Origin of the sequence: Jeotgalibacillus sp. JSM ZJ347 (assembly GCF_044383825.1) — a bacterium.
In the GTDB taxonomy this organism is placed as follows: Bacteria; Bacillota; Bacilli; order Bacillales; family Jeotgalibacillaceae; genus Jeotgalibacillus.
Map to the genome: position 1 here is coordinate 15,192 of NZ_JBISEN010000006.1, position 13,695 is coordinate 28,886.

A 13,695-nucleotide genomic window follows, 5' to 3' on the forward strand; every position below is an offset into this window, starting at 1 on the left:
TCTTACCCGGTCCTACTCTCCCATACCCTATCATCTAATCATTTTTTACTTTTACACTTAACGACAAGTCAATTGAATACATCATTCATAGATCCGAATCGCTTCATCTGATTCAATCCACCCCGGATAAAAGGCAAACTCAAGCGTCAGCGGGTTTTGATAATTGCTGTTTTCAAATCTGAAGTTCATCATGGATTTCCCATCGTATGAGCGGTAACCTGCTGACGGAATATCAACAATTTCGCCATCAGCATCTGTCGCCTGACTGAAAAGACTGTACCCAAAGTCAGCCCTGTTAATTTCAAGCTCGATCCCGAGGCGGTCAATGGATGTAAACGTGATCCCCGAATCATCCGGTACCGAAATCACTTTCCCGGTATCAGTATCGACTTTTACTGATTCATGCCCCCGTTCGACTGCCTGCACTTTTCCGATAATGAGAGAAAGGCTTTCAGGCATATCAAAATAGCTGCTTTCAAAATAAACGGTTCTTGCTTCAGCATCACCGGTCGAGGTAAGTCCGTGGGCTGCCTGCTTCCACTCCTCTCCGCGCTCATCTGTCATCTTCATCGCTTCGTAGGCCAGGATTTTTTTCTCATTGGAAGGATCGGGTATCAGTTCAACACTGGCTCTGATCGGTGATATATTCACTTCTTTAATGGTAAGTTCCTGCCCTTCAATACTGACAATTTTATTCAGCTCATACGTTTGTGTGTCCGCTTTTTCAGCAGATAACATAATTGGTATTTCGATTTCACCTTCAAACACGTGCTGATTTTGCCTGTCACCGAATACCACTGTCAGCTCTCTTCCAGGAGAATAGCCATCTTCGAAGAAAAAGTTTGCTGATCCTGTAAGCAACGTACTCTCAGGGTCTGCATCTAGATCCGTTCCTGTTGAATAAGATGTATCCACACTTTCACCGTTTTCATCAAGCAAATCACTTACTGCAAAAAACGGATCTCTTACCGGTTCCGGAATTTCTACAGTGTAGAATATGACAAGCCCCTGCTCATCCTGTATGGCAGAATCAATCGTGATGATCACGCCGTCTCTGGAACGGCTGACGCCGATTGCTTCCATATAATCATTTTCAACCGCTTGTTGAAGTCCCTTGTCATCACGGATTAATTCTACAATCCCGTCCATCCCCGGAATGGATGAAATATGGCCTGCCATGACAGAGGATACTCTGACAGTCATGACAAATGAGAGGATGAGAATGACTGCTGCAGTCAGTGGAATGAACCATTTTTTAAATGCACGCTTATGTTTACCGCGTGCTCTATTCATTCCTTTCAGAATTGCATCGTCCAGCCGCTCATCCGGTACTGGCAGCTGTTGAATTTTTTGCTGATAATCTTTTAATTTATTCTTCTCATTTTGATACACGGGTATGCTCCCCCTTCTCAAACCAGCGTTTCAAACGTGATAATGACTTGTAGAGTTTTGTTTTCACTGTACCTTCAGGCATATTCAGTGCATATGCGACCTGTGTAATCGTCATATCCTGAAAGTATTTCATATGGACCAGTTCCCTTTCTTGTGGCTCCAGACTGTCGAGTGCTTCTGCTGTTTCCAGAAAAGAGTCTGTTGCATCAGATACCATTTCATTTTCCTCAATAATCTGAGGTGACATTCTTTTTTTCTTTTTTAATTCGGCCTGACATACATTAATCACTATCCTGATCATCCAGGTTTTACCATAGGCCGGCTGTTTTAGCGTCTGAATGGATTTATAAGCCCTGTAAGTCGTCTCCTGTACTGCTTCAATTGCATCCTGTTCATTTTTTAAATAGGCATACGCCGTTTTGTATAAGTCCATTTTGTATGCTTTCATCAGCATGACAAATGCATCTTCATCTCCGCTGACGGCATCAGATGCGATTTTCTCAAGATCCATCTGTCTCCCCCTTTTAATCTCTATCTATATATTAGAACAACTTCCGATTAAAAAAGTTTTAATTAATTTAATGAAACCTTTTATCTTTTCTCACGTATAAGGTATTGTAACAGGAAAGACATAGAAAAAAGGATGATGAACAGATGAGCTTTTTTAAGCGGCTGTTTGGCGGAAAAACAGAATCGCGTCCGGAAGTGAAGGACAGAACCGTTCATAACCTGAAGATCGGTGATATTGTCACCTATGATCTGCAGGATTATGAAGTAGTCGGTAAGCTTTCATACAATGATCACGGGTTTAAGTGGTCAGCCTATCAGCTTCAGGGTGTGCAGGAAGTAATCTGGCTTGGTGTTGAGATGGATGATGAGCTTGAGCTTGGCATTTACAAAAAATCAACGCTGAAGCTTCAGGAGCCACTTCCTAAAGAAATAGAGCACGAAGGCATTATGTATTACCTGGATGAAACCGGCTCAGCAATTGTGAAAGGTGAAGGCAGAAGTCAGAATGTCGACGGTGTAAAATGTAAATACGCTGAATACTATGATGAAGATGATGAAAAAGCATTATCCGTAGAAATCTGGGGTGGCGATGTTGAAGCCAGCACAGGCTATAGTATTGAAGAATATGAGCTTAAAATTATTGCAGGATCACATTAAAATAATTGGAGGGATGAAAAATGTTTCAATTTTTTAAACGAGTAAAAACAGTAGTAGGTTCAGAATTAAATTCTATGCTGGATAAGGCTGAAGATCCGGTAAAAATGCTTGATCAGTTTATGCGTGAAATGGAAGCAGATATCCGCGAAGTAGAAACTGCAGTTGCAAAGCAGATTGCCAGCGAAAAAATGCTTCAAAAGAAAGTTGAAGATGCGGAAAGCATGATGAAAAAGCGTGAAGAGCAGGCAATGAAGGCAATTGAATCCGGTAACGAAGACCTTGCCCGCCGCGCACTTGAAGACAAAAAGAATCATGCAGATCAGGCAGCTTCTCTTGAAGACTCATATGCAAGAGCTAAAGAAGACGTTGCAGGTCTAAGAACAAAGCTTGATGAAATGAAGAAAGAATACAATGAAATGAAACTGAAGAAAGATTCACTGAAAGCACGTGCAGAATCAGCAAAAACACGCACGAAAATGAACCGCACACTTTCAGGAATCAACAACGATGCTTCACGCGGCGGGTTTGAAAGAATGGAAGAAAAAGTGATGCAGTTTGAGGCGGAAGCTGAAACGAGTGAAGACCTTCGCCAGTCAAACCGCAGCCTTGATGATGAATTTGATGCACTTGATAACAGCGTTGATGATGAGCTTGCAGCACTGAAAAAGAAAATGGGTAAAGAGTAAAACTTGCCAGGGCCGGTGTGACATTATTTGTCACCAAGGCCCTTCTTTTGCTGTAAAATACTAAATATCTTTATCCGAAAAAAGGCGGTGAGAATATGAAACGGTCGATTATGTCAGTCATGATTATCGCTGTCATGCTGTTTGTAGCAGCCTGCGGAAACAGTGGCGGCTCTATATTTAAAGATGGCATCGAAGACTATATCAGCACTACATATACTTTATACGATACGGTGGAAAGCGCGGAAATCAGTGATCGCTATGCAAGAATTTATCAGGCTGAAAATAGAGATCTGGCAACAGTGTCCGATGAACTCCAAAATCATGAAACACCTGATGAAATGAGTGACATTAACGATGGAAAACAGATTTTCATCTTTGATAATGTTTTTGTGACGCTGACTGAATCAGAAGATGATCCGGATACAACGCTGATCGAAGTAGCAGAAGAAGAATTTGCGCGTAATAACTACGGTCCGAGTTTTTTTGAAGGCTATCTGCTTGCAAGCCTGATCTCAAATATATTTGGAAACAACTGGTATGATTCACGTAATAGACAATGTAACTTGAACCCTGAACGCTGCTATGGCGGCTATAATTCAGCCGGTTCTTACGTAGGTAAAAACTCTACACCCACAATACGCGGATCTAGTAATCGCGGTGGCGGTATCGGATTTGGAAAATAACTTCTATTTTGAGAGGAGCAAATGAAATGGAACCATTTTTATTAACGATTATGTATTTTGCAATTGCGATTGTCGTCATCCTGGTCGGGGTTGCAGTATTTGAATTGATTACTACGAAATATAAGGACTGGGATGAAATCCTTGCCGGAAATAAAGCTGTTGCATTATCAATCAGCGGAAAAATTATCGGTATCAGTATTATCCTTGCTTTTGCGATCTATCACAGTTTTGCAGTATGGGAAACTTTGGTCTGGGGTGGACTCGGCGTAGTGCTTCAGATGATCGGCTACTTACTGTTTGAAGCATTTACACGTAAATTCTCAGTTGAAGAACAGCTTCATAAGGGTAACCTTGCAGTCGGCATTATCAGCTTTGGTGTATCAGTCGGACTTGCATTTGTAATTGGCGCGTCAATTACATAATTTAAACGGTAAGGAGCTTCACCATGAAGACGATGAATGAACTGGGCATCAAACAGAGCAAGACCATCTACTGGGCTTCAGGAATCGTTTCGATATGCGGAATTATATTTGAAGTATTATTCGGAGCTGCAGGCTCTTACATTTTAGGAGATGGTGTGAAGCAGTATACGCTCACCATCTCACTTTTTTTAACAGGAATGGGGGTTGGTGCATCGATTAGTGAACGCGTCACGCGTAACCTAATCCCCTCTTTTATCTGGATCGAATATGCTATCGGAATTATCGGTGGTCTCTCCACCTTCCTGTTTTTCGGTGTGACAGCTTTTCTTCCTGATGGCACTGATGCCATCTTTCTTTATTCGATCACCTTAATTGTTGGCGGATTGACCGGCCTTGAACTGCCAATTCTGATCAGAAAAGCCAATGATATTGGCGTGACGCTGCGTAAAAGTACAGCCAGGGTATTGTTTTCGGATTATGCAGGCGGGTTAATCGGCGGATTACTATTTGTATTCTTTCTGAGACCTGAATTCGGACTTGTCAAATCTGCTTTCCTAGTCGGCTTGATTAATGTAGCGGTTGCCTTATGGGTACTCTTTTATTTCAAAAAAGAGATCAAACGTTTCAGACTTCATCTTACTGCAGGTATAGGGTTTTTCCTTGTTCTGTTTTCAGGCATCTTCTGGGGAGAGGAAATGGCTTTTTCTTTTGAGCAGAAATTGTACCGCGATCCGATCATCTTTCACGAACAAACCGATTACCAGCAGATCATTCTTACAAAAGAGCGCGGTGATGTCAGACTGTTTTTAGACGGTCAGCTTCAGATGAGCTCAACAGATGAATACCGCTATCACGAAACGCTCGTCCACCCTGCTGTTGAAGCTGCTGATTCACCTGCGGATGTATTAGTGCTCGGCGGTGGTGACGGCCTCGTTCTGCGTGAACTCTGGAAATATGATGACGTTGAATCTGTAGATTTAGTAGATCTTGACCCGGCGGTGGTTGACCTTGCTGCAACGAATTACGATCTGCTTCAGCTAAATGAAGATTCATTTAGTGATCCGCGTGTAACCGTTCATCACGAAGACGCATTTTCTTTTATGGAACAGTCTGGTGAATTTTATGATGTGATTATTGTTGATCTGCCTGATCCGAATAATGAGTCACTGAATAAGCTTTATACGCTTCAGTTTTATCAGCTGCTCCGTAACTCACTTGTTCCTGGTGGAGCAATGATGATTCAGGCAACAAGCCCTACTTTCGCAACTGAAGTATACTGGACCATTAGTCATACAGTCAGGGAAACCGGACTGCATGTTGAAAACCTTCATGTGGATGTACCGAGCTTTGGTGACTGGGGATTTGTCTTTGCAGAGCGTGAGGATTCAGAGGCCTTGGATGATATGACCTTCAATGTAGAGACTGAGTTTTTAAATGAGGAAACTTTACAGAGTTTAAGAACTTTTGGGAAAGACATTGACCGTGATATTACGGATAACAGTGGAAATACTTTGGATTATCAGCCTAATACATTAATTGACCCGATTCTGCTTGAGATGTATGACAAAGCGTGGGTCAATTATTAACAAAAGCGCGTCAGAGACCCTGACGCGCTTTTTATTATTCTTATTGAACCTGAAAATTAACTCCGGCAAGGTCTGTTTTACCTTTTAACGTTGCGTAAGCATATACGTTATAGTACTGTCCTGCCTCAAGCTTAGTGCCGTTTATTTTACCATCCCATGCAAATGTCTGGAATCCTGCTTCTACATCTTCAACAATTGCAATGTCACCAACGTAAGCTAATGGTGCACCAGCTTCATTTGATGCATAGACAAACAGTTCTACAGTCTCTGCTCCACCAGGGAAATACCCTTCAATTGTGAATGCATCACCGGCCTGATAGACACCCATGCTAGATACACGAGGGTAATCCGGCTCGCCTACAAACAGGATCGTTGGTACGTCTACTGTCTGCTCACCGTTAGATACTGTAATGCTGCCTTCATAATAGCCAGCCTCAAGCTTAAAAGCATCAACCTGAACGTTCATGTTGATTTTCTTAGAGCTGTTTGCATTTACTTTAGTGTTCCCGCTTGTGCTAACTTTAATTGCACTGTTATTTACACCAAAGTCAACATCAAAAGAGTAGTTTACTTTTTTGTCAGAAAGGTTTTTCACTTCAAAGTGGTTCTTTTCAACCTGCTTACCATTTGACTTAACAAACTTACCAAATGAATGGCTGCCATTTTCAACCAGTACTTCAGTTTCAATCGCGTCAAGTACACGGATGCTGCCTGCTCCCTGTGTATTGTGCGGATATTCTTCACCTATTGCAGGGTCAATGATATCAGCAGCTGTATTCATCAGCGCTGCTTTAACATCATCAACTGACCAGTCAGGGTTTGCCTGAAGAACAAGTGCTGCTGCGCCGGCTACGTGCGGTGCCGCCATACTTGTACCCTGAAGTGCTGCATAGCCGTATGGCTGATCCGGGTTGTGTGTTGGGATAGTGCTGACGATATTTACACCAGGTGCTGAGACGTCAGGCTTAATCATCCATGTATCGACAACCGGTCCACGGGATGAGAACCCTGCCATTGACTCGCCTACTTCACGGTCAAATGCTACGTTAAATGTTACTGTATTATTTCCTGCTTCAAGCTCAGCAAGTAATTTCTCGCCGTCTTCCTTCATCATTTTAATTGTAGGTAGAGAGATACCAGGGATATCCGGCTGCTCGCCCACTACGTTATTAAAAATAATGGCACCGACTGCACCAGCAGCTTTTGCATTATCCGACTTTTCAACAAATGGATATTGTCCACGCTGAATCAGCGCAATTTTACCTTCAAGGTCTTTTCCTTCAAAGTCAGCCGGACTACCAAGACCGACGTAGACAAATTCAAGTTCCTGACCATCCAGTCCAAGAATTGCTTCATCTGATGGGAAGCCCATCACTTTAGCTGATGGATATTCTGCATCTCCTGCAGTATCAACTGACGCAGAGAATACATTGTAAGGAAGCTGAGTTGCACCAACTGAGATCGCTTCACGTGATGTACCAGGTGAACCGACAGTCCAGTTCGTTGGGCCACTGTTACCGTTAGAAGTAACAGCTACAACGCCCTCTTCCATTGCCCAGTCAAGTGCAATAGATGTTGCCCAGTCAGGTGCATTCAGTGAATTACCCAGTGAAAGGTTCATCACATCAGCCCCGTCCTGAACGGCTCTTTCAATTCCTGCTACAACATTTTCAGTTGAACCGCTTCCGCCAGGTCCAAGCACACGGTATGCAAGCAGTGTAGCATCAGGTGCAACACCTTTAATTGCGCCGTTAGCTGCAACTGTTCCAGCTACGTGAGAACCATGAAGTGTTGATTCACCACGCGGATCTCCTGCCGGTGTTTCCTGTGGATCTTCATCATTGTCTACAAAGTCATATCCTTTGTAATCACCAAATGCATGTGCAAGATCCGGGTGAGTGTAATCTACACCTGTATCAATGACAGCAACTGTAACGCCTTCACCTGTAAATCCTTCAGCCCATGCTTCATCAGAACCGATGAACGGGGCACTGTCGAACATTTCAGCTTTCAGGTTATCTTGTGAAACCGGTGTTGCTTCATCAACAACCGATGCTGTGTATGTAACGTTTGGATAAACTGCTTTTACACCTTCTATAGTGAGTAAAGCCGGTACATCCTTTTCAGAAAGCTCTAATGAGAATCCTGAGAATACCGTATCGTACTCCTTATGAACTTCAGCACCTGAAATTTTATTAAGCACGTCAGACTTTACTGCCCCGCGCTCATTTTTAAGGTTTCCTTTTGACTGTGAAACGCCTTTAGACTTAGCTTCAGCAATCGAAGGCTCTTCCAGCTCAACAATAACCGTTGTTTCTTTGCCGGACTGAAAGTTAAAGTCTCCTTTTAGCTGAGCGAGGCTCTCTGCATCTTTTGGCGCTGAGTTTGCTCCGGCCCCCATGCCGAATGCTGATAATAACAACAGCAGTACTAATGTTGAAATGAGTGATTTATCCGATCTCTTTTTCATCCTTTTTCCCCTTTCGAGTTTACATATGTGAAACTTTTATCATCCACCCCTTCCATTATTTTAAAATACCGAACATATATAATATTCAGACATTTTAGTTAATTTTTCTAGAGTGTATTTTCTTATTTTCCCAATAAATTTTATGTGCTATATTACGCATTACTATTCTCTTATGTAGTGCAATCTACACGATATACCTATCTACCGTATAGATAAATAGTTTGCCTCCCTAGATCGTTTCTCTGATGAATAGAGTGTTTCGCCTTTTTTCATAGAAGCCCTGTCCGAACTCTATTACTTTCATATTCTATTATCAGGAGGTGAAAAGAATGACTTGCAAAAACCATTACAAAATGCCACTTGGTTCGATTGGAAAATGCGACTGTGACTGCCCAAAGCGTCCGCGTCCTGACAAAAAAGTATTGATGCTATTTGAAAACTGCGCACCGATCGCCGGAAACAGGAATACCCCAAACAACATTATCTTCGACACAGAGCCAAACTCTCTTCCGGTCACGATGGCTGCAACAATTGAAAACTTCAGCATAGACGGCATCAACGTAACAATTTTCCGAAGAAACTCACAGGAAACAATCGCAGTACAGGCTGGCTCTTCTCTGACTTTTGTCCACGATGAAGTTGTCCGTATCACGGTTAACTCATTCGGTCAGGCCTACACCGGATCATTTAAGCACCAGATCACGTATGAAGTAGAGAAAGACTAAAAACCGTATCTCAAAAAAGACGGCTGTCCATTTTGGACAACCGTCTTATACCTTTAATTCATTTCTACATTGTGATAAACCTGCTGAACGTCTTCAAGCTCTTCAAGTACACCGATCAGCTTCTCAATCTGTTCCTGGTCTACTTCAGATACCGCTACATCATTCTGTGCAAGCATTGTCAGTTCCGCCACAGTCAATTCAATGATTCCGTTTTCTTTTAAAGCCTGCTGAACCGCATTGTACTGATCAGGTTCAGCATAAATAATCACTGTGCTTTCTTCTTCAAGCACATCACGCACATCAATCTCATGCTCCATCATCAGTTCAAGGATTTCTTCTGCTGATTGATCTTCAACGCCAAACACAGCAGTTGAATCGAACATGTATGAAACAGATCCACTCACACCCATGTTACCGCCATTTTTACCGAAAGCTGCGCGCACTTCAGAAGCTGTACGGTTCACGTTGTTTGTCAGTGCATCCACAATAATCATTGACCCGGCAGGTCCAAACCCTTCATAGCGAAGGCTGTCGTAATTCTCTTCTCCGCCGCCTTTCGCTTTTTCAATTGCTCTTTCAATAATGGCTTTTGGTACATTATATGTCTTTGCACGATCAAGCACCATCCGAAGCGCCGTATTTGCTTCCGGATCCGGCTCTCCCTGTTTTGCCGTTACATAAATCTCTCTTGCAAACTTATTATATACCTGACTCGTATTTGCATCTTTTGCTGCTTTTTTCTCTTTAATATTATTCCACTTACGTCCCATGTTTTTCACTCTCTTTCATTCATAACTGTCTGCCTTTTCACTATACTGATTTTAACAAAAGAAGGCAAATAGACCGTTAGTTCAGCTCAAGCACTGCAAAGGTATTTTTCCCTTTTTCTTTTGCCAGATAAAGTGCTTCATCAGCAGCTTTTAGAATCTCTTCAGCCGAGTGGTTTTTTTCCCTGACAATCGTCATGCCAATACTTGTCGTCACATCAAACTGATGATGCCGGATGAACCAAGGCGCTCTTATTGACTCAAGAATCTTATCTGCAATTTGAGAAAGAACTGCCTTTGACTGCACATCATATAACAGGATGACAAACTCATCTCCTCCAAGCCTGACAACCAGATCTGACCACCTGACACTGCCAGTCAGCCGTGCAGCAAATTCTTCAATGACTGCATCACCAGCATCATGCCCTTTTTGATCGTTGATTGACTTAAAGTGATCGATATCTAAAATTACTACAGAAAATACAGTGTCAGCTTTAGCTAATTCCTTCTTCATTTCCTCCTGCAGCATCCGTCTGTTCGGGAGTCCTGTCAGGGAATCATGATAGGCAAAATGCTTAAGCTTTGTTTCCTGTTGTTTGGTCAGAGTAATATCCCTTGAGATCACAACCATATATTTAAACGTATCCTGCTCGTCAAATACAGGCGTCCCCTGCACTTCAGTCCAAATCGTTGTATGATCAGCAGTAAGCTGTCTGACCTGAAGATTGAAAGGTTCCCCCTCTTTTATTGCTCGGACGAATGCCTGATCTATTCTCTCGATATACTTTTCTTCTACGCCGAATGAAAAAGGTTTTCCTTCAAAATCAGTTTCATCATGGCCAAGCAGTTTTTTATAGGAAGGTGAAGTATAGATAATCAATCCTCTATGATCAACTAGTGTAATCAGGTCCTGTGCATTTTCTGCAATGATTCTGAATTTCTCTTCACTTTCTTCAAACTTCCTTACAGCGTTTATTTCCCCTGTTACATCTTTCAGGATCCAGTAGATCCCTGTCACTTCACCGTTCACTAAAACAGGCACAAACAGCGAGATCCCTTCAATCACTTCATCTTCAGAAAGTCTGATCGACAGCCTGAGTGACTCTGCTTTACCTTCAACCGCCGATTGAAAACAGTCTTTAGTCTGAAGCCTGTCAGCAGATGCGATCCAGTGAGTATAATTCATTCCTCTAATGTTTTCCTGATGAAACAGATCCTCTGCCGCTCTGTTCATGGATTCAATCTCACCTTCAAGGTTCAGGTGCATCATCGCATCCAGGTTATGTTCAAATAATGATTTGAACCGCTCGCTGCTTTCAACAGCACGCTTTTTTGATTCGATCGCACTTCTCTCAGCCCAGGTTGATTCAGTAATATCCTGAACCAGCGCAGTGATATATGCACAGTTTCCCTGTTCATCAAAGAGCGGTGAAAGTCGCGTCTTCGAATAATAGACTTCTCCTGATGAAGACTGATAAGCGTCCTTATAGATCACGTCTTCCCGTGTCATCACCACCTGTTTATACTGTTCATATAAATAAGATGTTACGTCTGGATCCTGAATGAGTCTGATTGGTTTACCGTAATCACGTTCACTTAATCCAGCCCTCATCTTAGCTTCTTCATTGATAAAAGCGTATGTAAATTCCCCATCAATTTCCACTTTCACAATAAAAACCATTTCTTTAATTCCACTCATAACTACTCTGTACAGAAGATGCTCATGATTCATGGACTCATCCTCCTAAAATATAATCCAAATCTAATATCATAGTATTCATTAATGACATTGATGTAAAGACACATCTAATTGCTTGTTGATATGAGTTTAAAGGAATCTCTATACTTATGTCGAATGAAGATATTGGAAGTCAATTTTAAGGAGGAAACGATGATGAATCTGCTGGGAAGACTGCAATCGTAACAGGTGGCGCCTCAGGAATTGGACTTGCAACAGTTGAAGCATTTGAGGAAAAAGAAATGAACGTTGTACGGGCTGACTTCAATGAAGAAGACGGGCAGGCAGTAGCAACGCTTGAAAACTTTAATGGGTGATAGAATAAAATCAAGAAATGAGTGAAAAATTTTGATCGGTGAGCGGAAAAATCCCGCAAAATCCGTTCAGGCCGAATAATCGGTAAAGATGATGGAATGATCATCATTGCTGATCGAATCCAACCGATTGCCGATAGATATATTCACCGGACCGGCCTCTTTGTAGCCCCCTCCTCAAAACCACAAAATAGCCAGAGGACCTCAGCCCTCCAGCTCTCTTTCCCTAATTTATGCGTGTACCTCTCTCAAAGTACGTTTCGTTACTTTTTCTTTCGCCATTGGTACTGCCCATCTGTCTAAGCCGAAGCGGATTGCCGTATATCCTGCAAACATCAGAACCACTGCTGCTGCAAGTAATACAGGGTTTGTGCTGATTGTTCCTGCAAGCAGGAAGTTAAGGTTCATAAATGCACCTGCGACTAAAGCCGGCATTGTAAGCAATCCGACAATCAAACCAAGTCCCACAAACAATTCTCCCCAGGGAATCAGAATGTTAAAAATCTCTGCGTTTGGCAGTGCCACCGTTTCAAGGAATGTACCATACCAGCCTGCGACTACCGGTGCTTCTCCTCCCGCTTTCGCAATCGCACCCTGCAGATAACCTGTCGCATCGAATTTGCCTGTCACTTTCCCCCACCCTGCCTGAAGCCACTGAACACCTAACCAGACTCTTAATACTGTCCAAATACCCGCTGCCACTTTACCGTTCCACCATTTTTCACCCAATGTACAACTCTCCTTTTATTTGTGAAATATTTCACATAAGATGATAAAAAAATAAGTGCTGTTTGCTGACGTTTGATTTGTGAAACATTTCACATTTATTTGATACCTTTATAATAAAGGATGTTTTCCATTTACGCAATATTTTGTTCAGTATTTCACAAATCGTTCACGGACTGATTATTTCTCATATTTTTTCCACACTTCCGGGAGTAAATCATTAATCTCATGTGCAAGCATGGTGTGTGCAGATTTCGTTTTAACCCAGTCATCTGCAGTTGCTCCGTGCATGTAGACTCCATTCAATACAGCATACTTCCAATCTTCATGACAGCAGATCATCCCGCTGATCATACCTGTTAAAGTATCACCCGTCCCTCCTTTAGACAATGCACTGTTTCCGGTTGTATTCTCGTACATTTCACCATCAGGAAATGCGATGAGCGTCTGTTTTCCTTTTAACACAATCGTAACACCTGCTTCCTGTGCAAATTGAGTCACGACTGATTGCCTGTTTTCTTCAAGCTCCTCTTTTGAACATCCTGATATACGCACAAACTCCCCCGGATGAGGGGTTAATATAGTTGGCGCTTTTCGACCTGAATATGTTCTTTTACTTAGTGCACCGGCATCGAGAATCACAGGAAGGTCTGTTAACAGAAACGCTTTGACCGTCTGTTCAGTTTCATCATCCGCTTCTCTTCCAGGTCCTGCCGCTAGAACGCGATAGTGGTCAAATGACAGATTCTCCAGCCGCTCATAAAAACCCGGAACAAACGTTGTTTCAGGTAGATGCTGGATGATATATGGAATGACTGATTCTTCTGTACCGACTTCAAGTTTTCCGACTCCGCTTCTCATACACGCAATTGCTGAAAGGACAGCAGCACCCGGCATGAATCTGCTTCCTGCAGCAATGAGTGCTGTACCATATGTACCTTTATGTGCATCTGCCTTTCTTTCTGGTAGTGTATTTATTACATCTTCTGCCTGCCACTTTTTCATCATGCCGGCTCCTC

At 42.5% G+C, this 13,695-nt stretch carries 13 protein-coding genes and 1 pseudogene; 7 read left to right on the top strand and 7 right to left on the bottom strand.

Annotated elements, in window-relative coordinates; genetic code table 11:
* Positions 1–81: 81 nt before the first annotated feature.
* Both ACH6CZ_RS14315 and ACH6CZ_RS14320 read right to left on the bottom strand, forming a co-directional pair.
* Positions 82–1,392 carry a DUF4179 domain-containing protein gene (locus ACH6CZ_RS14315; protein ID WP_374098142.1) on the bottom strand — a complete coding sequence of 437 codons (1,311 nt, stop codon included), beginning with the start codon at positions 1,390–1,392 and terminating at the stop codon, positions 82–84.
* On the bottom strand, positions 1,379–1,903 hold the full coding sequence (locus ACH6CZ_RS14320) for a sigma-70 family RNA polymerase sigma factor (protein WP_374098143.1): 525 nt from the start codon (positions 1,901–1,903) through the stop codon (positions 1,379–1,381). The genes ACH6CZ_RS14315 and ACH6CZ_RS14320 overlap by 14 nt, the downstream gene beginning before the upstream one ends.
* 143 nt (positions 1,904–2,046) lie before the next feature.
* Between ACH6CZ_RS14320 and ACH6CZ_RS14325 the strand changes: the two genes are divergently transcribed.
* From ACH6CZ_RS14325 to ACH6CZ_RS14345, 5 genes are all read left to right on the top strand, one after another.
* Positions 2,047–2,559 (top strand): DUF4178 domain-containing protein, encoded by a 513-nt coding sequence (locus ACH6CZ_RS14325; protein WP_374098144.1) that lies wholly within the window; start codon positions 2,047–2,049, stop codon positions 2,557–2,559.
* A gap of 20 nt (positions 2,560–2,579) precedes the next feature.
* Positions 2,580–3,245, top strand: a complete 666-nt coding sequence (locus ACH6CZ_RS14330) for a PspA/IM30 family protein (protein WP_039807952.1) — start codon at positions 2,580–2,582, stop codon at positions 3,243–3,245.
* 95 nt (positions 3,246–3,340) lie between these two features.
* The gene (locus tag ACH6CZ_RS14335) at positions 3,341–3,928 is read left to right on the top strand and encodes a DUF4247 domain-containing protein (RefSeq protein ID WP_374098145.1); all 588 of its coding nucleotides are present in this window, start codon (positions 3,341–3,343) and stop codon (positions 3,926–3,928) included.
* 26 nt (positions 3,929–3,954) lie between these two features.
* Complete coding sequence (locus ACH6CZ_RS14340) at positions 3,955–4,350, top strand: DUF350 domain-containing protein (protein WP_374098146.1); 396 nt, start codon at positions 3,955–3,957, stop codon at positions 4,348–4,350.
* Between the two features lie 32 nt (positions 4,351–4,382).
* The gene (locus ACH6CZ_RS14345; RefSeq protein ID WP_374098201.1) at positions 4,383–5,936 is read left to right on the top strand and encodes a polyamine aminopropyltransferase; all 1,554 of its coding nucleotides are present in this window, start codon (positions 4,383–4,385) and stop codon (positions 5,934–5,936) included.
* A gap of 40 nt (positions 5,937–5,976) precedes the next feature.
* Here ACH6CZ_RS14345 and ACH6CZ_RS14350 read toward each other — a convergent pair whose 3' ends face one another.
* Entirely contained in the window at positions 5,977–8,406 is a 2,430-nt protein-coding gene (locus ACH6CZ_RS14350; protein ID WP_374098147.1) for a S8 family serine peptidase, read from the bottom strand.
* 329 nt (positions 8,407–8,735) lie between these two features.
* Between ACH6CZ_RS14350 and ACH6CZ_RS14355 the strand changes: the two genes are divergently transcribed.
* The gene (locus ACH6CZ_RS14355) at positions 8,736–9,131 is read left to right on the top strand and encodes a hypothetical protein (protein ID WP_374098148.1); all 396 of its coding nucleotides are present in this window, start codon (positions 8,736–8,738) and stop codon (positions 9,129–9,131) included.
* Between the two features lie 53 nt (positions 9,132–9,184).
* Here ACH6CZ_RS14355 and ACH6CZ_RS14360 read toward each other — a convergent pair whose 3' ends face one another.
* Positions 9,185–9,901, bottom strand: coding sequence for a YebC/PmpR family DNA-binding transcriptional regulator (locus ACH6CZ_RS14360; RefSeq protein ID WP_374098149.1), 717 nt, complete (start codon positions 9,899–9,901; stop codon positions 9,185–9,187).
* 76 nt (positions 9,902–9,977) lie between these two features.
* On the bottom strand, positions 9,978–11,630 hold the full coding sequence (locus ACH6CZ_RS14365) for a sensor domain-containing protein (RefSeq protein WP_374098150.1): 1,653 nt from the start codon (positions 11,628–11,630) through the stop codon (positions 9,978–9,980).
* A gap of 185 nt (positions 11,631–11,815) precedes the next feature.
* On the opposite strand from ACH6CZ_RS14365, the pseudogene ACH6CZ_RS14370 reads away from it, so the two are divergent.
* Positions 11,816–11,926: pseudogene (locus ACH6CZ_RS14370) on the top strand (short-chain dehydrogenase); the annotation flags it as partial.
* 255 nt (positions 11,927–12,181) lie between these two features.
* On the opposite strand, the gene ACH6CZ_RS14375 reads toward ACH6CZ_RS14370, so the two are convergent.
* Complete coding sequence (locus ACH6CZ_RS14375) at positions 12,182–12,679, bottom strand: DoxX family protein (protein ID WP_374098151.1); 498 nt, start codon at positions 12,677–12,679, stop codon at positions 12,182–12,184.
* 177 nt (positions 12,680–12,856) lie between these two features.
* Positions 12,857–13,684 (bottom strand): NAD(P)H-hydrate dehydratase, encoded by an 828-nt coding sequence (locus tag ACH6CZ_RS14380; RefSeq protein ID WP_374098152.1) that lies wholly within the window; start codon positions 13,682–13,684, stop codon positions 12,857–12,859.
* Between the last annotated feature and the right edge of the window lie 11 nt (positions 13,685–13,695).

Coding starts and splice junctions, on each gene's coding strand:
- ACH6CZ_RS14320 (WP_374098143.1), bottom strand. CDS start 1,903: ATGGATCTTGAGAAAATCGCATCTGATGCCGTCAGCGGAGATGAAGAT.
- ACH6CZ_RS14325 (WP_374098144.1), top strand. CDS start 2,047: ATGAGCTTTTTTAAGCGGCTGTTTGGCGGAAAAACAGAATCGCGTCCG.
- ACH6CZ_RS14330 (WP_039807952.1), top strand. CDS start 2,580: ATGTTTCAATTTTTTAAACGAGTAAAAACAGTAGTAGGTTCAGAATTA.
- ACH6CZ_RS14335 (WP_374098145.1), top strand. CDS start 3,341: ATGAAACGGTCGATTATGTCAGTCATGATTATCGCTGTCATGCTGTTT.
- ACH6CZ_RS14340 (WP_374098146.1), top strand. CDS start 3,955: ATGGAACCATTTTTATTAACGATTATGTATTTTGCAATTGCGATTGTC.
- ACH6CZ_RS14345 (WP_374098201.1), top strand. CDS start 4,383: ATGAATGAACTGGGCATCAAACAGAGCAAGACCATCTACTGGGCTTCA.
- ACH6CZ_RS14350 (WP_374098147.1), bottom strand. CDS start 8,406: ATGAAAAAGAGATCGGATAAATCACTCATTTCAACATTAGTACTGCTG.
- ACH6CZ_RS14355 (WP_374098148.1), top strand. CDS start 8,736: ATGACTTGCAAAAACCATTACAAAATGCCACTTGGTTCGATTGGAAAA.
- ACH6CZ_RS14360 (WP_374098149.1), bottom strand. CDS start 9,901: ATGGGACGTAAGTGGAATAATATTAAAGAGAAAAAAGCAGCAAAAGAT.
- ACH6CZ_RS14365 (WP_374098150.1), bottom strand. CDS start 11,630: ATGAATCATGAGCATCTTCTGTACAGAGTAGTTATGAGTGGAATTAAA.
- ACH6CZ_RS14380 (WP_374098152.1), bottom strand. CDS start 13,684: ATGATGAAAAAGTGGCAGGCAGAAGATGTAATAAATACACTACCAGAA.